We start from the raw sequence: 23,909 nt of genomic DNA, 5'->3' as shown, positions 1-23,909 counted from the left end.
TACCCAAGTACAGAGTCAAGTCATTTGAGGATATTTTATGCTCACTATCGGAAAACTGGCCAAACACTGTCATGTAAACGTCGAAACCATTCGCTATTATCAACGCATCGGTTTAATGCGCGTACCTGAATCCACGCAGAGTTACCGTTATTACAATGACAAAGATATTGAAACCTTAAGCTTTATTCAAAAAGGCAAAGATGCAGGCTTGCAACTCAGTGAAATACAGGAATTACTGCAACTTCAACTCGAAGACCGTGAACAGGTGAGACATGTCATTGAGCAACGATTGGAAAAAATTGATCAACGAATTCAGGAATTGCAGGCACTCAAAACCCGTTTAAGCAGCTGGGTAGATGAATGTAAAACCACCAATGAAAGCTGTTGCCCGATTTTGAAAGAGCTAAAAAACAGTTAAACTGCTTTTACGATGAAAATGTATATATTTTTGGGGAATTTATAACCGATGTCAGTGGATTTAAAAGTTTTACGCAAGCAACTTCGACATCAGCGCAGAGCCGTTTCCAGCTTTCAACAAAAACAGGCGCAACAAAAAGTATTTCAGCAACTGATCCGGCTAAAACCTTTTCAGCATGCCAAAAAAATCGGCATCTATCTGAATGCCTTTGGTGAAATCCATACCCAAAAAATCATTGAATACTGCTTTAAACAGCATAAACAGGTTTATCTGCCAATGATTTGCACCATGAACCAGCAATTGCACTGGGTCAAAATCACGCAACAGCAATACCGAAACAATCAATTTTCATATCATCCACTCGGCATGAAAGAGCCTATGGCCGGGCGTGGCCTGCATGTTTCGACGCTGGATTTTTTAATGATGCCTTTGCTGGCCTGTGATATTCACGGTACCCGCATTGGGATGGGCGGCGGTTTCTATGATAAAACCCTGGCCAGCGCCCCCCATAAACCCTATCGGCTTGGTATTGCACATGCCTTTCAGCTGATTCAGCAGCCTTTACATCGTGAAGTCTGGGATCAACCTCTCGATGCCTTACTTACCCCTGCAAAATACCTACACTTTAAGCGTTGAATGGGTATTTTTGACTGATAAGAATATTTTAAAATCACACATTTACTCATTTTTTATACATTTTCATTTGCCCTGCCCTTGTATTTTTTAAAATACCCATCACTATAAAAAACATGGCAACACTGTTGTTACTCATTAGGAGTGCCCATGTCTGAAATTATTATGAATCAAGAAACCTTAGATACACAGGTTCCAAGCGTATTACCACTTTTAGCGCTACGTGATGTGGTGGTTTATCCACACATGCAAATTGCGTTATTTGTAGGTCGTGAAAAATCGATCAAAGCAGTTGACGTGGCCCGTAACAGTGACAATCTCGTATTTGTAGTTGCACAACAAGATTCTCTTACAGAAGAAATTGATCACGACAACTTATATCAATACGGTACTGTCGCGAAGATTGTGCAAGTTGTGAATCATGAAAATGATGAAAACTGTATAAAAGTACTTATTGAGGGTCTACACCGTTCTAAACTGGTGAAAATCATCGACCATGATGAATATTTATCAGCAGAACATGCCCTCAGCCCAATGACGGTCAATGTTGCAGCTGACTCTCAAGCAACGCGTGTACAAGAACTGCGAACTTTATTTGCCCAGTATGCAGAAGCCAAATTACGTAATGCACGTGAATTGGTTACTGCTGCAAATAAAATCGATGACTTGTTGCAACTGTTGTTCTTTGTGGCCACCCGTGTCCCACTGAACATTGATATCAAGCAAAAGTTTTTGGAACAGGATGACTTTGAAGCACATTTGACTGAGCTCATGACTTATTTGTTGCAACAGTCTGAAGAACAGCAGATTGAACAAACCTTGCATGACTCGGTAAAACGCCAGATGGAGAAAAACCAGCGCGAATATTTCCTGAATGAAAAAATGAAGGTGATTCAGCGCGAGCTTTCCGACATGAATGGCGGTGCTGAAGATGATGTCGCTGAAATTGAACGTCGTCTGGAAGAAGCGGATTTACCTGAACACGTGCGTAAAAAAGCCGAATCTGAATTCCGTAAGCTCAAAGCCATGCAACCTGCTTCAAGTGAAGCTGCTGTGGTGCGCAACTATATCGAGGCGATTTTAGATACGCCTTGGAATAAAGCCAGCAAAGTCAGCATCAATTTGGCGAAAGCACAAGAGATTTTAGATGCCGATCACTACGGTTTAGATGAAGTCAAAGACCGTATTGTGGAATATCTTGCAGTACAATCTCGTGTGAAAAAGCTCAAAGGTCCGATTCTTTGCCTGGTTGGCCCTCCAGGGGTAGGTAAAACTTCACTGGGCGAGTCGGTTGCTAAAGCCACAGGTCGTGAATTTGTGCGCATGGCTTTAGGTGGCGTACGTGACGAAGCAGAAATCCGCGGTCACCGTCGTACCTATATCGGTGCGATGCCGGGTAAAATCGTGCAATCACTGACAAAAGTAGGCGTGAAGAACCCGCTGTTCTTGCTCGACGAAATTGACAAGATGGCACAGGATTACCGTGGCGACCCTGCTTCTGCCTTGCTTGAAGTACTGGATCCATCACAAAACAGTAAATTCAACGATCACTACCTCGATCTTGATCTTGACCTGTCTGAAGTGATGTTCATCTGTACTGCAAACAGCATGAATATTCCTGAGGCTCTTTTAGACCGTATGGAAGTGATCCGTCTACCGGGTTATACCGAAGAGGAAAAAGTCAATATTGCCGAACGTTATCTGGTTCCTAAAGCCATTAAGGACAACGGTTTACGTGCAAAAGAATTGACCATTCATGAAGAAGCGATTCGTGACATCGTGCGTCGTTATACTCGCGAAGCCGGTGTGCGTAGCCTGGAACGTGAAGTGTCAAAAATTGCCCGTAAAGTGGTAAAAGAAGCGGTCAGCAAAAAAGCCAAAAACCTGCATATCGATGTGACTGCTGAAAACCTGTCTGATTACCTGGGCGTACATAAGTTCGACTTCGGTATGGCGGAAGAAGAAGCGCAAGTCGGTCGTGTCAATGGCCTGGCTTGGACCTCAGTTGGCGGTGAATTGCTTTCGATTGAAGTTGCTGCGGTAAAAGGTAAAGGTAAATTCATTACCACCGGTTCACTCGGTGATGTCATGAAAGAATCCATTACCGCTGCAATGACTGTGGTGCGTACTCGTGCCGATGCCTTGGGTATTGAGGCTTCAAGATTTGAAGAAACCGATATTCATGTGCATTTACCTGAAGGTGCAACACCGAAAGATGGTCCATCTGCAGGTTTGGCCTTAACTACGGCACTGGTTTCAGCTTTCACAGGCATTCCAGTACGTGCTGATATTGCCATGACCGGTGAAACCAATCTGGGCGGTCGTGCAATGCGCATTGGAGGCTTGAAGGAAAAACTTTTAGCTGCACATCGCGGTGGTATTAAACTGGTATTCATCCCTCAAGAGAACGCTCGTGACCTGGTGGAAATTCCAGAAAATGTTAAAGCCGGCCTTGAAATTAAGACCGTGAAAAGCATCGATGAGATCTTGCCATTGGCCTTGGTGGAAGCACCAAAACCTTTGGTGAAAGCACCGATCGTGAAACCAATTGCAGAAGGCAAAGCAGCGCGTCATTAATTGCATTTTGCTACAAAAAGAGGAGAGCTTCGGCTCTCTTTTTTTGTGTAAATTTTTTACAATATTCATAACACATCAGCTTGAAAAACCAGCAGCTCATCCCCATTTAATATGGTATAGATAGTGATGCGCTGTAGGTTTCTGATTTATTTCTACTTAAAAAGTTATTAATAAGTTATGTGAATGGTCATCTACATCTCCAGGTGGATGACCTTTTGATCGCAGTCCCAATATTTCATTAGGGGACTGCGTTTTTTATGCGTTCTTATTCATCAGCTTGAATTATTAAACTATAAGCCAGACCATCTATGACACTGGCCATTTTGGCAATATTTAAAGTTTTCAAGGTATCCTTGGCGCTGTGATAGTACCTGTTACGAAAATGCCCCGTATCTGTAATCATCATGGCGGGAATATCCAGCTTCCAGTAATTTAGATGATCTGAAAACTCCATCCCCGTGATAAAAGACGGTGCGACCAGTCGTTGACACTCCAGGCGCTTCAGTATTCGCATGGATTCACAATATTTTGCACCCAAATCATACGACTGCAAATTACTGACAGCCGCAATAAAGTTACCATGTTGCGGATAAACCCATTTCAGGCCGGCAGGATACTCCTGTACCAGATTTTCATCAAAAAACCCGATCATCTCTAAAATATAAACGCCGCGAATGTGATCTTTCTGAGCCTGGATGGATTTTGCATGTACAAAACTGCCCATATATTCAGTCTTGAAAAATGGCGGCTCCTGCAAGGTATAAAATACAAATTCAACATTATAGGGCAGTTGCGATTTCTGCTGTGACAGTATGCGTGCGGTTTCAATCACCCCTGCTACTCCGGAAGCATTATCATCTGCACCTTGAGTTTCACCAAACACATCATAATGCGCGCCGACAATCACTTTGTCAGCATGACCTGCTGTTAAGGTACATACTACGTTGCGATAGCCCAAACCATTCACCGAATAATTTTGATACTGACAGGGTATGCCAAACAAACGCATCTGTTCTTTAATCCAGGCAGAAACGCGTTGTAGCTCTTGTGAGTTTTTATAATTACGATGCCCCTGCTGACCTATAATTTGCTCCAGATAGACCTTTAAATTATCGCTACTGGCGGGTGCTATGCTCGGTAATGCCCAACTTGAAGTATTGAACAAAAGAGTGCAAAGGAAGGTGCTCAACCATAAGCCTAAATTTTTATCCTTTTTTAATCTCATTTATTATCTTCCTCTCTTCTTATGTATATTCAATCCATTACTGAAGATTAAAGCAGCATCTGGCACGCCTTTTCAATTGCAATTTGTTGCTCAAAAACAAGTAAAATCAGTTTTAGCGTTTATAATAAAGATGAGTCTTAAATCATCGAATCTTATGAAAATCCGTATTATTACCATCGGTCAAAAAATGCCAGCCTGGGTGCTCACAGGTTTTGAAGATTACTTCAAACGTATCCAGCCTTTTGTGCAGACCCAAATTATAGAATTACCTATGGCAAAACGCGGAAAAAATGATTCTGAAGCCGATATCCTGAAATATCGCCAGATTGAAGGTGAAAGCATTCTGAATGCACTGAAACATAATGAAACCCTGATTGCCCTTGAAGTCGGGGGTAAAGAATTCAGTACTGAAAAACTGGCTGAAACCATGAAACAATGGATGCTGGACGGTAATGATGTGGTCTTGGCGATTGGCGGTCCGGATGGTCACTCCGAAGCGGTGCGTAAAGCTGCTGCATGGCACTGGTCTTTATCCAAACTCACCCTGCCTCACCCTATGGTTCGCGTCATGCTGATCGAGCAGCTCTACCGCGCAATGAGTATTAACCATAATCATCCTTATCACCGGGCGGGCTAAGCAGGTTCAGAACAGGATGATTTAAGCTCGGCAAAATACTGTAAAGAGAACGTATTTCTGAGCCTGAATCATACACCTGTTCTGATCAACCATTATCGTTCCATAAACAGAACAAAATGTTGATATAAATTGTATTTATTCTATTTCTCTTTATTTGGCATCATAGCCTCAATCGATGTTATTTAAATTAGGCGCATCAACATGAATCTACAAACTTTACCCGGTTTATTTATTTCACATGGCTCACCCATGCTGGCGCTGAATCCGGAACAGGTAGGTCCTGCTCTGGAACGATTGAGCTTAAATTTGCCTAAACCTGCAGCTATTATTGTGATGTCTGCGCACTGGGAAAGTAATGCGCTTGAAGTGAGTAGTAGCGTTCGTCCAGAAACCTGGCATGACTTTCGTGGTTTCCCGCCTGAGCTGTATGAAATCCGCTATCCGGCACCGGGTCAACCTGAACTTGCAGAACAGGTTCTGCATCTTTTGGCAAATGCCGGCTTTACAGCCCATGCCAACAGCACTCGTCCACGTGATCATGGCGTGTGGATGCCATTGTTGCATATGTATCCCGAGGCTGATATTCCTGTGGTAGAAATCTCTTTACCGATGAACATGTCTGCTGAGGAGATTTATAAAATTGGTCAAACCCTGGCACCATTACGTGAAAAACAAATATTAATGATCGGTTCAGGAAGTATTACCCATAACTTGCGTGAATTGGCATGGCATGGTGAAGCTGCTACTGTACCCGAGTGGGCATCGACTTTTCGGAATTATGTGGTCAGCAAAATGAATCACAGCGATTATGCTGCGGTTCTGGACTGGCAAAGTATCCCTTATGTAGAGCGTAATCATCCTACCTTAGAACACTTTGCTCCCCTGTTCTTTGCGATGGGGACCGGACATCGTTTCAATATCGTGCATAGCAGTTTCAGCATGGGTTCGCTGGGTATGGATATTTATCGTTTTGATTAATTCATAACTTTTTATTAATTATTAACAAAATTATAGTTATGGATACATTTTGATACCTAATTCACCAAAATGTATCCATATTTTTTGAATATTCATGCTTTATTCTAATAAAAATTCTTCAAAACCACGTACTTTAAAAATGAAAGTTAAACTTTTAGCGATAGCCCTTTTCCCTCTCATGCTTGCCGCATGTCAGTCTGGCGATATTCAAAAAGCTGGAGATGTTGCCATGTCAGTGTTACATCAACAAAAAGCCGATCAGACTTTAGCTTCTTATCAATGGAGTACCCGTACCGGTACTGCACCTAAACCATTGGTACTGAATTTTGACGATCAAGGCCGTTTGAGCATTGCTACCAGCTGTAATAGTATGGGTAGCAGCTGGAAAGTTGAAAATAATCAGATCGTGACAGGTCCCCTCATGGGAACCCAAATGGCATGTCCGGACGCCTCCATGCAGCAAGAAAACATTGCCAAAGATCTGTTTAATAACCGCAAAGTACCGTTTATTTTAGATTTAAAAAATTCACAACAACCAACATTGACCATCATTTCAGCCACAGGTCAGAAATATGTTTTCACTGGCACCATGACACCTGAAACAAAATACAACTCTCAGGCTGAAACCATTTTTCTGGAAATTTCACCTGAAACTAAGCCATGTACTGGTGTTGCAGCACAAACCTGCTTGCAGGTCCGTGAAATTAAATACAGTGAAAGCGGGATAAAAACCCGAGTCGATAAAGACTGGACTTTATTCTATGATCAAATCGAAGGTTTTACCCATAACCCCAATGAGCGACAAATCATCCGGGTCAAGCGTTATGAAATCAAGCATCCTGCTGCAGATCAGTCGAAATATGCTTATATTCATGACATGACGGTTGAACGCTCAACGGTTAAGTAAAGCATTTACTCAAGACATAAAAGAACCGAGGCCATAGCCTCGGTTCTTTTAAAGCTTAAACCAAGTCAGACTTAGAATACGCCTTGAGCCAGCATTGCATCGGCAACTTTTACGAAGCCAGCAATGTTCGCACCATCAACATAGTTCACAGTACCATCTTCTTTAGTACCGTATTTCACGCAGTTACGGTGAATTTCTTTCATAATCGCGTGTAAACGTTCATCAACTTCTTCAAACGTCCAGCCTAAACGCAATGCATTTTGAGACATTTCAAGACCAGAAGTCGCTACACCACCTGCATTCGATGCTTTACCTGGCGCATAAAGGATTTTCGCTTCAACGAATTTTTCCACTGCTTCAAGCGTAGACGGCATATTTGCACCTTCAGCAACACAAATCACGCCATTTGCAAGAAGTTGAGCTGCATCGTCTGCATCTAATTCGTTTTGAGTTGCACATGGAAGCGCGATGTCACACTTGATACCCCAAGGACGTTGACCTTCCATATATTCAAAACCGTGTTTAGACGCAAACTCAGAAATACGGCCACGTTGAACGTTTTTAAGTTCCATTACTTCAGCAAGAAGTTCTTCAGTGAAACCGTCTTTAACGAATACAGTACCCGCAGAGTCAGAAAGTGAAACCACTTTTGCACCCAGGAACATGGCTTTTTCAGCAGCGTATTGAGCTACGTTACCAGAACCAGAAATAGTCACCACTTTATCTTTAAAACTATCGTCACGAGTTTTCAGCATTTCTTCCGCGAAATAAACCGTACCGTAACCCGTTGCTTCAGGACGAGCCAGTGAACCACCGAAAGTCAAGCCTTTACCAGTGAATACGCATGAAGTGTCATTGCTGAGCTTCTTCATCATACCTGCCATGTAGCCCACTTCGCGGCCGCCTACACCGATATCGCCCGCAGGAATGTCAGTATTTGAACCCAGATGACGGTACAACTCGATGATTAATGCCTGGCAGAAACGCATGATTTCGCCTTCAGACTTACCTTTAGGGTCAAAGTCTGAACCGCCTTTACCACCGCCCATCGGCAATGTAGTCAAGGCATTTTTGAAAGTTTGTTCAAAACCTAGGAATTTCAAAATTGAAAGGTTCACTGAAGGGTGGAAACGCATCCCCCCTTTAAATGGACCAATAGCTGAGTTGTACTGTACACGGAAAGCACGGTTTACGTGAGTTTGGCCTTTGTCATCTACCCATGAAACACGGAACTGAATCGCACGTTCAGGTTCTACAAGACGTTCAAGTAATCCATGATCAGCATATTCTGGATTCTTTTCAATGAATGGCCAAAGGCTAGTCATTACCTCTTCTACAGCTTGTAGAAACTCTGGTTGATGTTGATCACGTGATTTAACGTAGTTTAGGAAGTCGTTAAGGCTGTTGTATTTCAACGCTTAATCCTCAGCAGAAAATGGATCAAAATTGGTCAAAATTTCAATCAATGATATATTTTGGCGCAAAACATTAAATATCACTTGCACCTATTCAGCAATAGTTTTTTGAAAAAAACTTCAATTTTCTATATAGAACATATATTTAATTTAATTATTTAGTCTTTTTATTTATAAATTTAATAACTTTTAGCTATATATCAATGTAATATTTTGCCCAATATTAATGCATTTTTAGTCCCATTTTTGCGCACAGGAATTCTATGTAAAAACATGCTAGTATTGCTCTCCAGCACATTGTTTCACGCTGCTTGCCCAGCACTCCCGGTTATACATGAACACTCAAATTAGCTTGATTCAAAAAATTGACGCCCTGTTGCCGCAAACACAATGCGGACTTTGCGGCCACCGAGATGGATGCCTCCCTTATGCAAAAGCCATAAGTGAAGGTGAAGAGGCCAATAAATGTGTACCAGGCGGACAACCCGTTGCCGATGCTTTGGCTGAATTGCTGGGTCGCCCAAAACTCAAAGCAGAAGAAAGTGTTTGGCCAATTCAAAGTGATGGTCGTCCACAACGTATGAAAGCGATTATTCGTGAAGATGAATGTATTGGTTGTACCAAGTGCATCAACGCCTGCCCGGTCGATGCGATTATTGGTTCAGGTAAGCTCATGCATAGCATTTTGACTGACCTGTGTACCGGTTGCGAACTCTGTATTCCGCCCTGCCCAGTCGACTGTATTGACCTTGTGGAAGACAACCACGTCGTGCCTTCAGAAGAGGCGCGTATTGCTGAACAAACTGACCTGCGCAAGCGCTATTACGCCCATATTCAGCGTGAAGAGAAACGCCGGATTAACCGCAAAGGTCCGGTGGTGCGTGCCAATATTGATACGGCCTTATTTGCCCAATTTTCAGCGCAAAGTGACTTGGTTCCAGAGATTCAAGTGGTAGAAAAAACAGCTGATCCTGTGGTAAGCCACGATGCAGCAACCACCATTCAACTGGCAAAAATTCGCACCCAAATCAAAAAATTAGAAAAACAGCTCAGTGTTCGTGAAGACCTTAAGAAACGTGACCTGCTGGATGATTTGCAACAGCAGCTGATTGTTCTGGGAGCTTCATGATGGCGGTTAAAAACATGACCAGAAAGCAGGTTCAGATTTTTTTTGAACGCTTACGTGAACAAAGACCTAGCCCTAAAACCGAACTGAATTACAGCAATCCTTTTGAACTTTTGGTGGCCGTTACGCTTTCGGCTCAAGCCACCGATGTCAGTGTCAACAAAGCCACCGACAAGCTGTTTCCAGTGGCCAACACCCCGGAAGCCATTTATGCTCTAGGTGTTGAAGGGTTAAAAGAATATATTAAGACCATCGGCTTATATAACGCTAAAGCCGAGAATGTAATTAAAGCCTGCAAGATACTGATGGAAAAACACAACAGTGTGGTGCCCAACAATCGGGCTGATCTGGAAGCATTACCAGGTGTGGGGCGTAAAACTGCCAATGTGGTGCTGAATACCGCTTTTGGCCATCCGACCATGGCAGTCGATACACATATTTTCCGTTTAGGTAATCGTACCGGTCTGGCTATTGGCAAAAATGTGCTTGAAGTTGAACACCGGCTGGTCAAAGTCATTCCCAAGGAATTTATAGTCGATGCCCATCATTGGCTGATTTTACACGGTCGTTATACCTGTATTGCACGCAAGCCCAAATGTCATGAATGTGTAGTGTGTGATGTGTGCAACTGGCCAGATCGTTTTGAATTTGGTGCTGGCCGTGCGATTCCTGTCAAGAACATTGAAGCTGAATCATAAGTGAGATGAGTTCAGCCAGGTGATGTGCTCCGTTTAAAAGCCATTATTTTTTATTTTGTTTTGCCTGTTCTTGCTGGCGTTTTTGTTCGAGTTCTGCCTGTAACTTGGGATGCAGTCGACGCACAGGCACCTTACCAGCATTTTCGCTACGCTCTTGCTGACGTACTTTTTTCAGCATCTTGAAACTGACATAGAACAAAGCAAACAATACTGCCAGAAATACGACCATTAACCCTAATACAGCAAACTTCACAGCAGCGTCCTTTTTGAGAGCATAATAAAAAGAGCCCTAATATGACTTAGGGCTCTTCGATTGTCAAAATCATCGAAATACGATTATTTTGATTGATCTAGAATGGCAAACAAATCAGTTTGAACTTCTTCAATTGGACGCAGACCGTTTAACTTGTCATAAGTCGGTGCATTTTCACCTGATGCTGCGCGACCTTGGTAGAAACCTACCAATTGTTCAGTTTCAGTGTGATAAGAACCTAAACGTTTACGGATGGTTTCTTCCTGGTCATCAGGACGTTGAACCAGCTCTTCACCCGTTTCATCATCTTTACCTTCCACCTTAGGCGGATTGTAAACCACATGGTAAACACGGCCAGAAGCTGGGTGCTGACGGCGACCAGAAAGACGTTTTACAATTTCTTCGTCTGGAACATCAATTTCAATCACGTGATCAATGTTGATGCCTTCTTTTTCCAAAGCTTCTGCTTGAGGAATAGTGCGAGGGAAACCATCAAAAATGCAACCGTTTACACAATCAGGTTGAGCAATACGTTCTTTAACCAGACCGATGATAAGCTCGTCTGATACCAGACCGCCACTTTCCATCACGCTTTTAGCTTTAAGACCTAATTCAGTACCTTCACGAATTGCAGCACGGAGCATATCACCGGTTGAAATTTGTGGGACATTGTAGCGCTTACAGATCAACTGAGCCTGTGTACCTTTACCTGCTCCAGGTGGTCCGAGTAATATAATGCGCATAAAAAAACATCCTCATTTAACAAATATATGTGATGCGTTTGCATAACGAATCTCTTTATTCGTCATGTAGTCCAGCATCTAATTATAAGAAAGCCACAAACAAATGTATTGTACCCGCGATAAATCCGGTTACGCCACCCAAGACAATCAGAATCCATTCATCTTCCTGAAAGGCCGGACGTAATAAATTCTGAAACTCTCTTGGCGTCAACTCGCGAATACGGTCTCTAAACATTTGATAGATTTTCTGTGCACGGCTCGCATTAAAGGCCGGGTCGCATACAGGCACCATCGTAATTTCAATCGAGCGATCGATCAAGTCCGTCTTGAGTTTTGCATACTCTTTTGGTCCTAAAGACAGCTGCAAAGAGGTTCGAACAATCGGAGTTTCCATAATTTCGTTAATATGGCGTTTGACGATACGACGAGTTTTATCTTTCTTCCCGCCATACATCATCTCAGTCATAATGGATTTTAACGTAATTAAGTCTTCTGTGACTACTCGGGCAAAAACATCGGAAACCTCATCCTGACGTTTCATAAATGCACCCTGGATATTATAGGTGCCAATATGTGGAATCACCGGTTTGATCCACGGGAACGTGCGACTTTCAGTACGCGCAAAAAACTGTGGATAGCGGATATAATGCGGTTCCAGCGGATTAAACACCATCCAGATGGCAATCCAGTTAGTCAGGAAACCCCACACCGCTGCCCAGAAAGGAACCGTCCAGTGCCAGGGTACAACAAACCAGACAATCATCTGGAATATACCGAAGAACATTCCAATTAATGCACTGATATGCCAGATAAAGTTGATTTCTTTACGTCCCACTTTCAGGAACATGTTCACCATTAAACGGCGATCACCTTCCATTTGGCGCACCACCATTTCCCGCATATCCACAAGTGACTCGACGTTCATGGTCAGCTCAGTCACTAATTCTCTTAAAATACCTGGCAGCTGTTTATGCGCTTGCGAATAGATACGGCGCTTAATTGAATAGGGTAAGTTTTCCCACAGTACCGCATTACGGTCGATCATCATTTCATCAATCAGATGTTCAAGTTCAAAACCGACCTGCTCACCGATAATCCGTGCCATATCTTCCGGATCCATGGCATCCAGAAATTCACGTAAAGAACCCAATTTCGATAAGGTATTGTCGGTGATAATTCCTGAAATGCGACCGGCTTTACGTGGCACAATCCCCTGCCAGCCGACAGGGAGTGGCCCTAAGTGGAATCCCCAAAACGTCAGGGGGTAAAACACCATTTTCAGTGCCATCCACACATGTGCCCAAGTTACAAAAGCTGTCACAGGAATGATGCTAAGTACTGCCCAGAAATCAGGGCGATTCAAGAAGGTTTGCCACAATTCGTTGACGTACTCAAACATGCACGATTTCCATATTTAATTTTTTAATCACAAAATACTTAATTATAAAAGCTCACTATTCTCACTATAAACCGACACTTAGAGTATAGGAAAATTGTAGCATGGGTTCTGTCTCTGCAACCACATTACCCTTCTGATCCGTCATCTCTTCGCCAGCCCCAATCCCGATACTAAAACTGCTAATCCGTTCTTTACTGAGCAATACATAGGCTAAATCTATACCCGCACCCAGTCTTGCTTCATATTCATTGTTGATGTGTTTACTTTCCAGATGCCCTGCATAGACACCCAGGTAGTAACCGTTTTTATCTTTTCCGGTAAGGTAATAAGGATAACGAAACCCAACCTGAGCACCGGCATTATAGTCATCATTATAAAACACACCCGCTTTTGCATAGGCGATGCCATAAGGATTGACCCATTCTGCATTCAGATGAAGAAGCTTTTTGGTAAATCCAGCCCCGATATTCCATGTTTTAGCACTGTCTGATGTCAATTTCGCTTCAGGTAAATATGAATGGTCTTGTGCATGAGCAATATTTACCAGCGCAAAAAAAGCCAGCAAAGGATACACTTTTGTGATTATTTTCATCGTTGTCCCTAAATTTTATTTTTTAGTACAGTCCTTTTTTTGAATTTTGACTTTAGCAGAATTATCAGAACTCTTATATACTGCACTTTACAATTTTAATGTCTGTAAAGTCAAAGTTTAAACTAAACCCGCCTAACAGTTCGCCAGAACAAATATCAAAAAATGCTGACTTGCGTTAGAATATGCCACCAGATTTTTCACTCCCCTGTATGTAAGTCGATCGCGTATGAAGCAGCACTTTCCTTTAAAAAATGTTCAGCAAGAAAAGCGCATTTATCGCAATCGGGTTTTTATCTCCATCGGGATTGTGGCATTCTTTCTGCTCCTGCTTGTTGCCCGTTATGCCTATCTGCAAATTGCGCATTATAATGAGTTTTCAACCGCTTCAGACCAGAACCGTATCCGGCTACAGCCTTTGGCACCTGCACGCGGCTATATCTATGACCGTAATGGTATTTTGCTGGCAGATAATTATCCGGTATTTTCTGCGACTATGTCCCGGGCTGATGTAAAAGATATTGAAGATACAGTCAAGCGTTTAACCCCGATTCTAAGGCTGACCCAAGAAGATATCGACCGTTTTAGCAGCCGCATCAAGACCGCTAAAAAAACCGAACGTGTATCATTAAAATTAAATTTAACCGAAACCGATATTGCTAAATTTAGCGAAGTCAAGTTTGAGTTTCCCGGGGTCAATATTGAAACCCAGATGACGCGCTACTATCCGCATGGTGAGCTGTTTGCGCACGTGATTGGTTATGTAGGGCGTATTAACGACAAAGAATTGAAGTCGATTGACAAAGACTTATATGCCGGCACCAACCTGATTGGTAAAATTGGGGTGGAGAAATCTTATGAAGATCTGTTGCATGGCTTGCCCGGCAATGAATCTGTCGAGGCTGATGCTCACGGTAACGTATTACGTAATTTAGGTCGTAAAGAGCCGGTACGCGGAAATGACTTGTACCTTTCAATTGACTATGGCTTACAGGTCACAGCCACCGAGCAACTGGCGGGTCGTCGCGGTGCCATTGTGGCGCTAAATCCGAAAACAGGAGAAATTCTGGCCCTGGTTTCCAGTCCAAGTTTTAACCCGAATTTATTTGTGACCGGGATTAGCAATACCGACTATAGTGCACTACGTGACAATCTTGACCAGCCGCTGTATAACCGTGCTGTACAAGGTGCCTATCCTCCAGGTTCAACCATTAAACCGATGTTTGGTTTAGGTGGGCTGCATTACAATATCGTGGATTGGAACACCGCCATTTCAGACCCCGGGTATTTTTCTTTACCAGGCGATTCGCATAAATTCCGTGATTGGCGCAAATCAGGTCATGGCACGGTCAATCTGCATAAAGCTCAAGTGGTTTCTTGTGATACCTATTATTATATTTTGGCCTACCGCATGGGCATTGAAAAAATGAATGCCTGGATGCGCCAATTTGGCTTTAGTGAAAAAACTGGCGTCGATTTACCGAGTGAAAGTACCGGTTTGTATCCGAACCCGGACTGGAAAATGCGGACCCGTAAGAGCAAATGGCTAAAAGGTGAAACCATTTCCGTCAGTATCGGACAAGGTGCCTTTACTGCAACGCCGCTGCAACTGGCTATGGCTACTGCAATTACTGCAAACCAAGGTGCGCATATTACACCTCACGTACTGCGTGAAAGTCACGGCGCCAAACCTTTTCAAATGCGTAATGCACCAGATGGTAAAATTCAGTTTAACGGCAAACCCGAAGACTGGATTAAAATGCGCGATGCCATGATTGATGTTATCGAGACCGGTACAGGTCGTGGTATTCGTACCCCGCTGTATCATATTGCAGGAAAAACCGGGACTGCACAGGTCAAAAGTATTGCCCAAGGTAAAAAATACAACGAAGCATTATTAAGTGAACGTCAGCTTGACCATGGTTTATTTATTGGTTTTGCCCCGGCTGAAAATCCTGAGATTGCGGTTGCGATTGTTTGGGAAAATGGTAAACACGGTGGTTCGGCCGCGCAGCTGGCTCGTCCTCTGTTTGACTATTGGTTATACACCCGTAAAAAGAATCCGATCCGTCCTGCGGGCCATCAAATTAGTGGCGGCCTCATGACCGCAGGCATCAAACCAGGTGAATTGCCAAGTGGCACGGCACCAGTGGACACCGCGACCAATGTTCAGAGCAATACAACAGCAGCAGCGACACAGCATGCTACTCAAGCCGCATCAGGCGCACAACCCGCAGAAGTTGAAGGTGACTGATCTATGAAAAATCAACTCCGTATTATTGGCGGTGAATGGAAACGCCGTCAGCTTCCTTTTGCCAGTGTTGAAGGTTTACGCCCTACACCCGACCGTGTCCGTGAAACTTTGTTTAACTGGCTGATGTGGGATATTCAAAATGCACAGGTTCTCGATATCTGTGCCGGCTCAGGAGCTTTAAGTTTTGAAGCTTTATCCCGCGGTGCAGCACAGGTGGTAATGATTGAACCGAACCGTGCACAAGCTGCTTTTTTAACCGATAATTTGCAGTTGCTGAAAGTGACCAGCCAACATGCCAAACTCAAAGTCGCCACGGCACAGCAAACCTTACCTACCCTGAAACAGTCCTTTGATCTGGTTTTTTTAGATCCGCCTTATAGTCTGGATTTATGGGAAGAACTGGCCCAACTTGCTGACCCGCTGATTAAAGACCGTGCCTTTATCTATGTGGAGGCCGATCGCGAGTTAAATCAGCTTAAACTCCCCGCTTCTTGGCAACAGATTAAACAAAGCAAGGCTGGAACAGTCCGTGCAGGACTGTATCAAAAAAATGCATCCTGATTAAAAATAAAAAAAGGATTCCTGAATGGAATCCTTTTTTGTTAAATGTAGTCAGTCAATTTCAGATCGGTGATAGATTAATTAACGACCATAGCGCCAGTCTCGGTCATTTCTATCATGATCCCAGTCCGGATGGTCTTTATTGTGCCAGTCACGGTCACCATGATGGTGTCGGTCATAATGCCCGTTACGGTCTCGATGACCACCATAATCGTCATCATAAGGATCCAGGACACAACCAGTTAATGACACTGCCAATACAGAAAGTAAGATCACTTTTTTCATCATCTTCATCACCTCTTTACGGCGTGACTTCAGTATTAGATGCTTTGATGAAGAGCGATGGGAGTCTATGTGAAATTTTGTAGTCATTTATGTCTTTTTTATTCACAGGAACAATTTCTGTCCTGAATGCTGAAGCGGTTTTATACAAAGTTCTCCTTAGGTTTGCATAAATCCTGCTAAACATATGCTTGGCTTTTTGACTGATCTTTTGAATACTACCGATTTTTCATCTGTACAGATCGCTATGACTTGGTTGTTATTTATTGTTGGGGCAATGGTCGCAGGTTTTGTACAGGGACTGACGGGCTTTGCCTTTGCCCTCATTGCCATGTCATTCTGGGTGTGGGTCCTCCCCCCGCAAATTGCTGCCCCACTGGTGGTCTTTGCTTCGGTGTGGAGCCATGTCATTTCATTGTCCAATGAACAGCAGCATCCACATCTAAATAAAGCACTGGTGCTGCCTTATTTAATTGCCGGGCTGATTGGCGTACCTTTGGGCACATATCTGCTGCATATTATTCAGCCCGAAGCCTTTAAAGTCGTTTTAGGCTTATTTTTGATGTTGTGGTGTCCGGTGATGTTTTTCAATCCGGCATTTCCACGGCTGCAACAATCCGGAAAACTGGCAGACAGTCTGGTTGGATTTTTGGGCGGAATTCTGGGTGGTTTAGGCGGTTTTTGCGGTTCGTTGCCTTCTGCCTGGGTCATGCTGAAAAATCTTCCCAAACAGCAACAACGTTACATTTTACGACATTTTAATTTTGGCATTCAGCTGTTTACCTTACTGGCCTATTTACTGCAAGGCACGCTTGACATCCAGCTCTGGCCTTATATGACAATTTTGCTGATCAGTGTCAGTTTTCCCGCCATTTTAGGGGCAAAATTATTTTATAAAATTTCGGAAACACAATTTAAACATACGGTTTTAAGCCTTTTATTTGCTTCTGGCTGTTTCCTGATTTTCAATACACTGCTCTAAAGAGTAGTGTCTACCTCCAAAAAAAATCAGGTTTATATGTTGAGATATTGCAACCTTATTTATCTATAACAACCGGTCAAAATTACAATAAATCTCACTTAAACAAAAAACACCCAATCAGTCGGGCAGATCAAATATATTGGCAGGAAAACTTTATACAATAACCTAACCCCATCATCCATTTTCCTAGAAATGAAAACCTTAATTTTATTAGCAGGAATGATTCTTCTATCTGGCTGTTCTCTGACCACCTCTCATGAGCTGAAACATGCAGAAAAAATGCTGACAAATTTTCAGTGCAATAGAATTGAAACCGCACAAATGGCGCATACTTCGATTACCTCCTATCATGAACAGGCACTCGCTTCTAGCCGCCAGAAAGCCGAATCTTATGTACAAAGCTATAAAGATGGAGAGGAGTTATTTAAGGTGCCATTAACAGAAGTGATCGAGGAACAATATTATATTTATCAGGAAGCTTGCCAACATTTAGGCGGGATTAACCCGGCACAAAATCAATAATTTTTTAAGCGAAAATTGAATTTCACAGTGACTGATCCATCATGTGCATCGAGCCAAGATGTTGCCATCTGCATCTCTTGGCTTCGCTTGAAGATCAGTCAGGGAAACCGTACGTTTTCACTTAGGTTTCATGGTAATAACGTGTATCCACGCTAAACTGTTCTGGAAATTTGGCCTGAATTTGTGCATAAAAAGCCATAATTTCAGCCATATCTTTTTCATAATCACCACTAGGATAAACAATTTTACCCACCCCGGTTTTCTTCTTGGCATAATCCATATAAGCCAATGCAATGGGCACGCCTGCATTGACTGCCACATGGTAGAAACCAGTCTTCCATTGTTTCTGTTTGGCACGCGTTGCTTCCGGTGTAACCAACATCACCAGTTTTGGATGGGTTTTAAATAAATCCGACATCACCTGAACCATACTTGGTCGTGGCTCACCCTCTTTTTTCGCTGTACGGTCAATTCCGATTCCGCCCATTGCGCGTACACATGGACCAAAAGGAAATTTCATATAGCTGTCTTTAATGGTAATACGAACGTTGACCCCTAAGGCCTTGAGTGCCAGACGTGCATATAAGGCATCCCAGTTGCTGGTGTGCGGTGCAGCAATCATGACGCACTGATCCAGATCAAGAGGCCAATGGTTATCGATTTCCCAGCCCATCATTTTTAAACTTTGTTCAGCTAATTTCTCAAACACTTACCGCACCGCCACTTAATCAAGTGCGCAAATTTTAACAAGGTCGCTGAAATATAAAAGTGCATTGTGAATAATAATCAACCAGTTAATAGATCAAGACATAACTGTCAAGTTCAAATAAAATAGCTAAGGGCTGCTGTTTTATTTTGCACCCATTTCCACATTAAGATCATAAACTGATGATCTTAAGCCGAAGTTCCATATCTAAACCATGTAAAAAAGACCGAATAAAGTCGGTGGCTATTCATTCCATTTAATTTAGTGAACACTATCATGGTGTTAATGAGGTAGGAAAAGTGGGGTCCACTGGACACTTACAGCTTATAGGATAGATTGGTAAGATGAGTTCGCCGGATGCGTACCTTCTTAAGTTTATTAGTTCAGACTTACTTAAAGAAAATCCCAGTTTTAAGAGATTAAAACTGGGATTTGGGTTTGACCCAATATGCTGCCTTTGCAACATATCTAAGATGAGTTTTAGATAATGATATTTACACCACCTGCAGCAACGATCTCATTCTCAACCCATACTTTGGCACTAGAATCACTCCAAGTATACTCAGTCATAGTGACATTATTGGCATCTGTAATAACAGCTCCTTTAATAGCACCTGTTTCCAATGTAACTTTATCAGCAGCATCACCGTAGATTGCCAATATATCAGTATCAGAAATATCTAGAACATCCTGAGCTGTCAGAGTAAGTGTTGATCCTTCTGCTTCATTACCCAAATTAATGTGCTCAATACCTGTGATGTTATTATGCAAGGATAGATCAAGATTGATTCCTCCCAATAATGTCAAAGTATCAATGCCTAAGCCACCATTCACAGATTCAAATCCAGTGCCAGATATCATAATCGTATCATTGCCTGAACCGCCATTCATAGTGTCATAACCATTACCATCAATGAGTAAATCATTACCAGCACCACCATTTAATGTATCGTTACCTGTACCACCTCGTAACAAGTCATTACCATCATTGCCATTCAGGACATCATCACCATCAAAGCCATATAGACGTTCACTGCTGAATCCTAATAAGCTACTATCCAAAACATCATTTCCAGAAGTTCCTTGAATAATATCAGGACTACCGCTCTGACCGATTAGACCTTCAAGAACCGCTGCATCAGCAAGAGAAGCGATAATATCGCTATCTGTTGAATTATAGCTGTCAGTTGCTGTAATGGTGAAAGTACCCAATACACTGACATCCAGCGTTAATCCGCCATTTAAGGTTTGTAAGACAGTTAACAAGTTAATGCCGTCAGATTGTAATCTTACTGTCGCAAGCAACTCATTAATTGCCCAGTTATCGATATCACCGCCGTCAATTGCAGTAATCGTGAGTGTTGAAGTCGGACCTAAAAGACCTAGTAATGCAGTGTTTTCAACCGTGAAACTTAGACCTAGATCGAGCAGAATTACAATAAGGACTGGATTGAATTACAGTTAGCCCATGTGGATGGCGACATGTCCCGAGCTTCTTACAACCATGCGAGTTGGTTAAAAGATCGAAGACAGATGATGCAGCATTTAGCTGATGCTATTGATCATTGGCATGAATAACACCAAAAATAAACTATCTAATCTCAAAAAAACTACGAGTATTGATAGCAATAAAATGCGTACAAAACTATAGTTAAACTCATTTTTTCTGCTCAAAGACTCCTGCAATTTCAACACAATCAGGAGTCTCTTACTTTTCTCATCAGAATCGATCGTGGTCATATTTAACGTAGTGAGATTCATAGCACTGTTGTACGTAGCCTGACAATCTACCTTCTTTAAATTAAGCAGTGAATGACATCCAACAGTTTTTGGTCTTTTTGGCGTTCAATAAGTCTTGCCGACATTCCTAAAGAAATGGGTTTTTCAACATCCAAAATAGGATGATCCCCAATAAACAACATTTCAGAAAATTCACAGCCAAAATATGCCTGAATTACCCCATAAATTTGCTGCTCAGGTTTGATAGCCCCGACTTCATAACTAAAAACAATGACATCAAAAAGATTAGGAAGTATTTTTTTGAGTTGCTCACCATAAGGCAGAGCCAAATTAGAACAGAGAGCAATTTTGAAACCACTTTGTTTTAAAATTTGAAGTGTAGGAACTGTATCTTCATAGAGCTGAATTGTACTTAACTCAAACTCAAGATCATTGTTGATTTCCATGCAAAGTTGTTCTGGTAGTTCTGCTCCAAAAATCCTTGCTAATTGTGCAACGTCAACAGGATTCGACATAATTATGCCTGCATCATCTGCACTTGTTTTTCTACCATTAGCTTTTAACCATCTCATCAACTTACGATATGGGGATCGGCTCGCACCAATTTTGACAAGTGTCCCAAAAGCATCAAACACAAGAACTTTAGGAAAGTGGCTCATATTTTTAACTACGAATAAAGATTTTATGGTGAGTTTAGCCTAATAAAGACTAAGATTTTTTTTTGCATTTAACTAAAAACACATTGAATAGTTATTTATTCAAATTAGCAGGATTACAGTTAGTCCCATGCACATAGTGATATGACTCGCGCATCTTACAATCATGCTCGCTGGTTAAAAGATCGCAGAGAAATGACTAAACATTTAGTTGATATTAACAAGAAAAATCACATAATAAATTTAAATGCATTTAATAAAATTGACGAGTGATTTTATCGTAAGTCAACCCGAATTCTGCTTAAGAATCCAGGTTAAATTAAAAGAATTTTGATTTTAAATTAAAAACAATGAGATGGACTATTTATCTCTTTAATATTTTTACTTTTATTAATTAAATTAAGTAATATATAGCAATTAAATTCAATTTTCATAAACTCTTTACGTGGACAATTGGGAAGTGAAAAACCAATCATAGAAAATTTTTTTACAATCTCATCTATATGAAACCTATATTCCTTATCTCTTATTGGATTATTTTGTAAATTTAAAATATTGTTATTAATATCATCAATGAATTCATTATATCTTTGTGATATATTAAAATCACCATTGACAGAATCATTATGAATGAAGTGATAAAACTCAAATTTATCAATACTTTGAATACTAATAAATTCAACCTTACTCAAATAATGATCTAAAATTTCGGAAAAATTTTTATAATGATTTAAATATGTAGTCTGAGTGTTTACCATCTGCGTATTTAAATTATTCTTATGAGTTGTATTATATGTGTGAACATAAATATTTGAGGCATGCCACAAAAAAATCAATGTTAATATAGCAAGTGTAGCAGGTGGAATCTTTAAAGTATTTTCATAATATTCTAGAAAATTACCTAGACAATCATCCACAAAACAGACATCAACTCCATTTTTATAGAGTTGATATGTTGTAACCAAAAAAAATATCACAAAAATTATAAAACTTGAAAAAATAATAATTTTAATAGAAACATCTATTTTTTTATTAAATTTTTCCACTTTACTTCTCTTCATAGTTTAGTCGATATTTTTGTAGCAATATATTTAGAGCATTAGCAGACCCTTCATATATATATTGCGGATGAGATCTAATAAAAATTAATCTTTGCTGTGTTCTAAAAAATTTCTTTCTGTAACGATAGGTATTTTTATGGGTTAAGGAGTCCCTTATTAACTCAAATATACTCTTTCTTACATATTCTAAATCGTTAGGATTTGGCAAAGGTTTAATTTTTTTTATTTTTTTAAAAAAACGATTAGAACAAGGATTATTTACACGACTAATTTTATTAATCAGCCCAACACAACGATTATAATCTGATCTATAAAAATAGTGAGATCTATAATTGGGTATTTTCTTTTGTATAGAAAGCCTATTAATTGCAGCTCTTAAGTTTTTAGTCTCACTTTTATCATATCGAGGTTTATTAAAATCAATTCTTAAGTTATGAACTTTTAGTGGTTCCGTAGAAAAATATTCCGTTTTTATTTTTTCTATATTTAGTGGTAAATCAACAGAATTTAGTAAATTTTCTACTATATTAATAGTCGCATTAAAATCGAATTTATGTTTAGTAGTTGAAATCGTAATATCATCTACATAACGAGTATATCTTAGGTTCTTATTATTTAGACGCTGTGCCAACAAAGGTTCAATCGAAAATAAACATAATGAAGCGATATAACTAGATGTTAATGCTCCTTGTGGAACATGACCATTCACACAACAAATTTTTGTAAGTATGTTAACCACACTTTCTGAATACTTAAAAAATTCTCTAAATATTTTTTTAACTAATGACTCATCGATATTATCAAAAAAGTCTTTAATATCCAATTTCAAAACAGATTTGCTTAAACAATGTCTTTTTGCACAATTAATATAATCATGTGCAGGCTCATGTTTTTCAGATGGAACTGACCCAAATAAATATACTGGCCAAATTACTAATGGCTTAAAAATACGATGGTTAATTCGCCTTTGAATATTTCGTATTTCTTTACATGGCTTATGAATGAGTCTTTCCCTGCCATCACTTTTCTTTATAAAAAAATGCTCATATTTTTTATTATCAGGTAAATTTGCTGCATATTTTAAATCCGATAAAGTAACTCCTAGAGCTGATGCCAAATTATTAAGTGAGGATATTTTGTTTGTTGTATTTAATTTAAATAAATATTTATCAGGAATAGTCATATTAGTATTTGATATAAGTGAAGTTACCCTTAATGCTCAGGCATAACAAAGGGAAAATAATTAATTTATGTCTCATCGCATACATATCCAAGAATAAACCAAATCAACTATTAACTTCACTTATCAGCTACTTGCTTGGCAGAGGAAGTGACGGAACCCGGATCCCCTCCACACATGTTAGGTTTCCCCAACGCTAATTAAGAATAATCAGCAAATAGATACTTTTTTTAATGCGACATCGACATCCAAACGAAACGCTTGGGGTCTTTAAATTATATATAAAAAACAATTTAAATCAATCATATATTTTTTCTTTAACAGAACCATATACTTTATTATTATCCATCTCATTAGTCCTAAAACA

Annotated in this window: 24 protein-coding genes and 1 pseudogene; 13 read left to right on the top strand and 12 right to left on the bottom strand. The window is 40.7% G+C overall.

Translation table 11 applies throughout. The features are described from left to right. Nucleotides 1-37: 37 nt before the first annotated feature. The 3 genes from JFY49_RS04695 (at nucleotide 38) to lon (ending at nucleotide 3,628) form a co-directional block, all read left to right on the top strand. Entirely contained in the window at nucleotides 38-418 is a 381-nt protein-coding gene (locus JFY49_RS04695; RefSeq protein ID WP_180176372.1) for a MerR family transcriptional regulator, read from the top strand. 48 nt (nucleotides 419-466) lie between these two features. Further along, a complete protein-coding gene (locus tag JFY49_RS04690) occupies nucleotides 467-1,054 on the top strand; it encodes a 5-formyltetrahydrofolate cyclo-ligase (protein WP_180176371.1) in 588 nt (195 codons plus the stop codon). A 147-nt stretch (nucleotides 1,055-1,201) separates the two neighbouring features. Further along, the gene (gene lon / locus JFY49_RS04685) at nucleotides 1,202-3,628 is read left to right on the top strand and encodes an endopeptidase La (RefSeq protein WP_200224075.1); all 2,427 of its coding nucleotides are present in this window, start codon (nucleotides 1,202-1,204) and stop codon (nucleotides 3,626-3,628) included. Between the two features lie 265 nt (nucleotides 3,629-3,893). Here the strand turns inward: lon and JFY49_RS04680 are convergent, their stop codons facing one another. Further along, nucleotides 3,894-4,853, bottom strand: a complete 960-nt coding sequence (locus JFY49_RS04680; protein ID WP_200224073.1) for a M28 family peptidase — start codon at nucleotides 4,851-4,853, stop codon at nucleotides 3,894-3,896. Between the two features lie 154 nt (nucleotides 4,854-5,007). Between JFY49_RS04680 and rlmH the strand changes: the two genes are divergently transcribed. The 3 genes from rlmH (at nucleotide 5,008) to JFY49_RS04665 (ending at nucleotide 7,375) form a co-directional block, all read left to right on the top strand. Continuing rightward, nucleotides 5,008-5,490, top strand: a complete 483-nt coding sequence (rlmH, locus tag JFY49_RS04675; protein WP_200224072.1) for a 23S rRNA (pseudouridine(1915)-N(3))-methyltransferase RlmH — start codon at nucleotides 5,008-5,010, stop codon at nucleotides 5,488-5,490. A 201-nt stretch (nucleotides 5,491-5,691) separates the two neighbouring features. Further along, nucleotides 5,692-6,468, top strand: coding sequence for a dioxygenase (locus JFY49_RS04670; RefSeq protein WP_200224071.1), 777 nt, complete (start codon nucleotides 5,692-5,694; stop codon nucleotides 6,466-6,468). 139 nt (nucleotides 6,469-6,607) lie between these two features. After that, complete coding sequence (locus tag JFY49_RS04665; RefSeq protein WP_200224790.1) at nucleotides 6,608-7,375, top strand: META and DUF4377 domain-containing protein; 768 nt, start codon at nucleotides 6,608-6,610, stop codon at nucleotides 7,373-7,375. A gap of 71 nt (nucleotides 7,376-7,446) precedes the next feature. On the opposite strand, the gene gdhA is transcribed toward JFY49_RS04665, so the two are convergent. After that, complete coding sequence (gene gdhA, locus JFY49_RS04660) at nucleotides 7,447-8,790, bottom strand: NADP-specific glutamate dehydrogenase (RefSeq protein WP_180176367.1); 1,344 nt, start codon at nucleotides 8,788-8,790, stop codon at nucleotides 7,447-7,449. Between the two features lie 334 nt (nucleotides 8,791-9,124). Here gdhA and JFY49_RS04655 point away from each other — a divergent pair, with 334 nt between their 5' ends. Next, entirely contained in the window at nucleotides 9,125-9,919 is a 795-nt protein-coding gene (locus JFY49_RS04655) for an RnfABCDGE type electron transport complex subunit B (RefSeq protein WP_200224070.1), read from the top strand. Further along, on the top strand, nucleotides 9,919-10,614 hold the full coding sequence (gene nth / locus JFY49_RS04650; RefSeq protein ID WP_200224068.1) for an endonuclease III: 696 nt from the start codon (nucleotides 9,919-9,921) through the stop codon (nucleotides 10,612-10,614). Before JFY49_RS04655 ends, nth begins: the two co-directional genes overlap by 1 nt. Nucleotides 10,615-10,657: 43 nt before the next feature. On the opposite strand, the gene JFY49_RS04645 is transcribed toward nth, so the two are convergent. The 4 genes from JFY49_RS04645 to JFY49_RS04630 all read right to left on the bottom strand — a co-directional run bounded on the left by JFY49_RS04645 (nucleotide 10,658) and on the right by JFY49_RS04630 (nucleotide 13,592). After that, complete coding sequence (locus JFY49_RS04645; RefSeq protein ID WP_180176365.1) at nucleotides 10,658-10,867, bottom strand: hypothetical protein; 210 nt, start codon at nucleotides 10,865-10,867, stop codon at nucleotides 10,658-10,660. An 83-nt stretch (nucleotides 10,868-10,950) separates the two neighbouring features. After that, nucleotides 10,951-11,610, bottom strand: coding sequence for an adenylate kinase (gene adk, locus JFY49_RS04640; RefSeq protein WP_086194920.1), 660 nt, complete (start codon nucleotides 11,608-11,610; stop codon nucleotides 10,951-10,953). 82 nt (nucleotides 11,611-11,692) lie between these two features. Continuing rightward, nucleotides 11,693-13,009 carry a hypothetical protein gene (locus JFY49_RS04635; RefSeq protein WP_166171004.1) on the bottom strand — a complete coding sequence of 439 codons (1,317 nt, stop codon included), beginning with the start codon at nucleotides 13,007-13,009 and terminating at the stop codon, nucleotides 11,693-11,695. Nucleotides 13,010-13,073: 64 nt separating this feature from the next. Further along, on the bottom strand, nucleotides 13,074-13,592 hold the full coding sequence (locus tag JFY49_RS04630; RefSeq protein WP_086195128.1) for a hypothetical protein: 519 nt from the start codon (nucleotides 13,590-13,592) through the stop codon (nucleotides 13,074-13,076). Nucleotides 13,593-13,827: 235 nt separating this feature from the next. On the opposite strand from JFY49_RS04630, the gene mrdA reads away from it, so the two are divergent. Together mrdA and rsmD are read left to right on the top strand one after the other, a co-directional pair. Then, nucleotides 13,828-15,852: a penicillin-binding protein 2 gene (gene mrdA / locus JFY49_RS04625; protein ID WP_200224067.1), complete on the top strand. Its 2,025-nt coding sequence runs from the start codon at nucleotides 13,828-13,830 to the stop codon at nucleotides 15,850-15,852. 3 nt (nucleotides 15,853-15,855) lie between these two features. After that, nucleotides 15,856-16,413, top strand: a complete 558-nt coding sequence (gene rsmD, locus JFY49_RS04620; protein WP_200224066.1) for a 16S rRNA (guanine(966)-N(2))-methyltransferase RsmD — start codon at nucleotides 15,856-15,858, stop codon at nucleotides 16,411-16,413. Between the two features lie 81 nt (nucleotides 16,414-16,494). Here rsmD and JFY49_RS04615 read toward each other — a convergent pair whose 3' ends face one another. Then, nucleotides 16,495-16,701, bottom strand: coding sequence for a hypothetical protein (locus tag JFY49_RS04615; protein WP_200224065.1), 207 nt, complete (start codon nucleotides 16,699-16,701; stop codon nucleotides 16,495-16,497). Nucleotides 16,702-16,942: 241 nt separating this feature from the next. Here JFY49_RS04615 and JFY49_RS04610 point away from each other — a divergent pair, with 241 nt between their 5' ends. Together JFY49_RS04610 and JFY49_RS04605 are read left to right on the top strand one after the other, a co-directional pair. Beyond that, complete coding sequence (locus tag JFY49_RS04610; protein WP_200224063.1) at nucleotides 16,943-17,677, top strand: sulfite exporter TauE/SafE family protein; 735 nt, start codon at nucleotides 16,943-16,945, stop codon at nucleotides 17,675-17,677. Nucleotides 17,678-17,956: 279 nt separating this feature from the next. Beyond that, nucleotides 17,957-18,199, top strand: a complete 243-nt coding sequence (locus tag JFY49_RS04605) for a hypothetical protein (RefSeq protein WP_413784591.1) — start codon at nucleotides 17,957-17,959, stop codon at nucleotides 18,197-18,199. Between the two features lie 121 nt (nucleotides 18,200-18,320). On the opposite strand, the gene JFY49_RS04600 is transcribed toward JFY49_RS04605, so the two are convergent. Together JFY49_RS04600 and JFY49_RS04595 are read right to left on the bottom strand one after the other, a co-directional pair. Beyond that, the gene (locus tag JFY49_RS04600) at nucleotides 18,321-18,908 is read right to left on the bottom strand and encodes a 1-acyl-sn-glycerol-3-phosphate acyltransferase (protein ID WP_200224059.1); all 588 of its coding nucleotides are present in this window, start codon (nucleotides 18,906-18,908) and stop codon (nucleotides 18,321-18,323) included. 477 nt (nucleotides 18,909-19,385) lie between these two features. Next, entirely contained in the window at nucleotides 19,386-20,210 is an 825-nt protein-coding gene (locus JFY49_RS04595; protein ID WP_200224057.1) for a calcium-binding protein, read from the bottom strand. A gap of 120 nt (nucleotides 20,211-20,330) precedes the next feature. Here JFY49_RS04595 and JFY49_RS04590 point away from each other — a divergent pair. Further along, nucleotides 20,331-20,483 (top strand): annotated as a pseudogene (locus tag JFY49_RS04590) (integrase); the annotation flags it as partial. A 218-nt stretch (nucleotides 20,484-20,701) separates the two neighbouring features. Here JFY49_RS04590 and JFY49_RS04585 read toward each other — a convergent pair. The 3 genes from JFY49_RS04585 to JFY49_RS04575 all read right to left on the bottom strand — a co-directional run bounded on the left by JFY49_RS04585 (nucleotide 20,702) and on the right by JFY49_RS04575 (nucleotide 23,545). After that, nucleotides 20,702-21,304 (bottom strand): HAD family hydrolase, encoded by a 603-nt coding sequence (locus JFY49_RS04585; protein ID WP_200224055.1) that lies wholly within the window; start codon nucleotides 21,302-21,304, stop codon nucleotides 20,702-20,704. 338 nt (nucleotides 21,305-21,642) lie between these two features. Continuing rightward, nucleotides 21,643-22,347 (bottom strand): retron Ec48 family effector membrane protein, encoded by a 705-nt coding sequence (locus JFY49_RS04580; protein ID WP_200224053.1) that lies wholly within the window; start codon nucleotides 22,345-22,347, stop codon nucleotides 21,643-21,645. Between the two features lies 1 nt (nucleotide 22,348). After that, nucleotides 22,349-23,545 (bottom strand): reverse transcriptase family protein, encoded by a 1,197-nt coding sequence (locus tag JFY49_RS04575; protein WP_200224051.1) that lies wholly within the window; start codon nucleotides 23,543-23,545, stop codon nucleotides 22,349-22,351. Nucleotides 23,546-23,909: the final 364 nt, after the last annotated feature.

Origin of the sequence: Acinetobacter sp. CS-2, from assembly GCF_016599715.1 — a bacterium.
GTDB lineage: Bacteria > Pseudomonadota > Gammaproteobacteria > Pseudomonadales > Moraxellaceae > Acinetobacter.
This window is presented reverse-complemented; position numbering and strand designations above follow the sequence as displayed.

Bases quoted from the DNA above. Each gene is read 5' to 3' on its own strand.
- JFY49_RS04690 (WP_180176371.1), top strand. From the start codon at position 467: ATGTCAGTGGATTTAAAAGTTTTACGCAAGCAACTTCGACATCAGCGC.
- JFY49_RS04605 (WP_413784591.1), top strand. From the start codon at position 17,957: ATGCTGACAAATTTTCAGTGCAATAGAATTGAAACCGCACAAATGGCG.
- JFY49_RS04585 (WP_200224055.1), bottom strand. From the start codon at position 21,304: ATGAGCCACTTTCCTAAAGTTCTTGTGTTTGATGCTTTTGGGACACTT.
- JFY49_RS04680 (WP_200224073.1), bottom strand. From the start codon at position 4,853: ATGAGATTAAAAAAGGATAAAAATTTAGGCTTATGGTTGAGCACCTTC.
- JFY49_RS04695 (WP_180176372.1), top strand. From the start codon at position 38: ATGCTCACTATCGGAAAACTGGCCAAACACTGTCATGTAAACGTCGAA.
- rsmD (WP_200224066.1), top strand. From the start codon at position 15,856: ATGAAAAATCAACTCCGTATTATTGGCGGTGAATGGAAACGCCGTCAG.
- lon (WP_200224075.1), top strand. From the start codon at position 1,202: ATGTCTGAAATTATTATGAATCAAGAAACCTTAGATACACAGGTTCCA.
- JFY49_RS04670 (WP_200224071.1), top strand. From the start codon at position 5,692: ATGAATCTACAAACTTTACCCGGTTTATTTATTTCACATGGCTCACCC.
- adk (WP_086194920.1), bottom strand. From the start codon at position 11,610: ATGCGCATTATATTACTCGGACCACCTGGAGCAGGTAAAGGTACACAG.
- JFY49_RS04615 (WP_200224065.1), bottom strand. From the start codon at position 16,701: ATGATGAAAAAAGTGATCTTACTTTCTGTATTGGCAGTGTCATTAACT.
- rlmH (WP_200224072.1), top strand. From the start codon at position 5,008: ATGAAAATCCGTATTATTACCATCGGTCAAAAAATGCCAGCCTGGGTG.
- mrdA (WP_200224067.1), top strand. From the start codon at position 13,828: ATGAAGCAGCACTTTCCTTTAAAAAATGTTCAGCAAGAAAAGCGCATT.
- JFY49_RS04610 (WP_200224063.1), top strand. From the start codon at position 16,943: ATGACTTGGTTGTTATTTATTGTTGGGGCAATGGTCGCAGGTTTTGTA.
- nth (WP_200224068.1), top strand. From the start codon at position 9,919: ATGGCGGTTAAAAACATGACCAGAAAGCAGGTTCAGATTTTTTTTGAA.
- JFY49_RS04665 (WP_200224790.1), top strand. From the start codon at position 6,608: ATGAAAGTTAAACTTTTAGCGATAGCCCTTTTCCCTCTCATGCTTGCC.
- JFY49_RS04635 (WP_166171004.1), bottom strand. From the start codon at position 13,009: ATGTTTGAGTACGTCAACGAATTGTGGCAAACCTTCTTGAATCGCCCT.
- JFY49_RS04575 (WP_200224051.1), bottom strand. From the start codon at position 23,545: ATGACTATTCCTGATAAATATTTATTTAAATTAAATACAACAAACAAA.
- JFY49_RS04655 (WP_200224070.1), top strand. From the start codon at position 9,125: ATGAACACTCAAATTAGCTTGATTCAAAAAATTGACGCCCTGTTGCCG.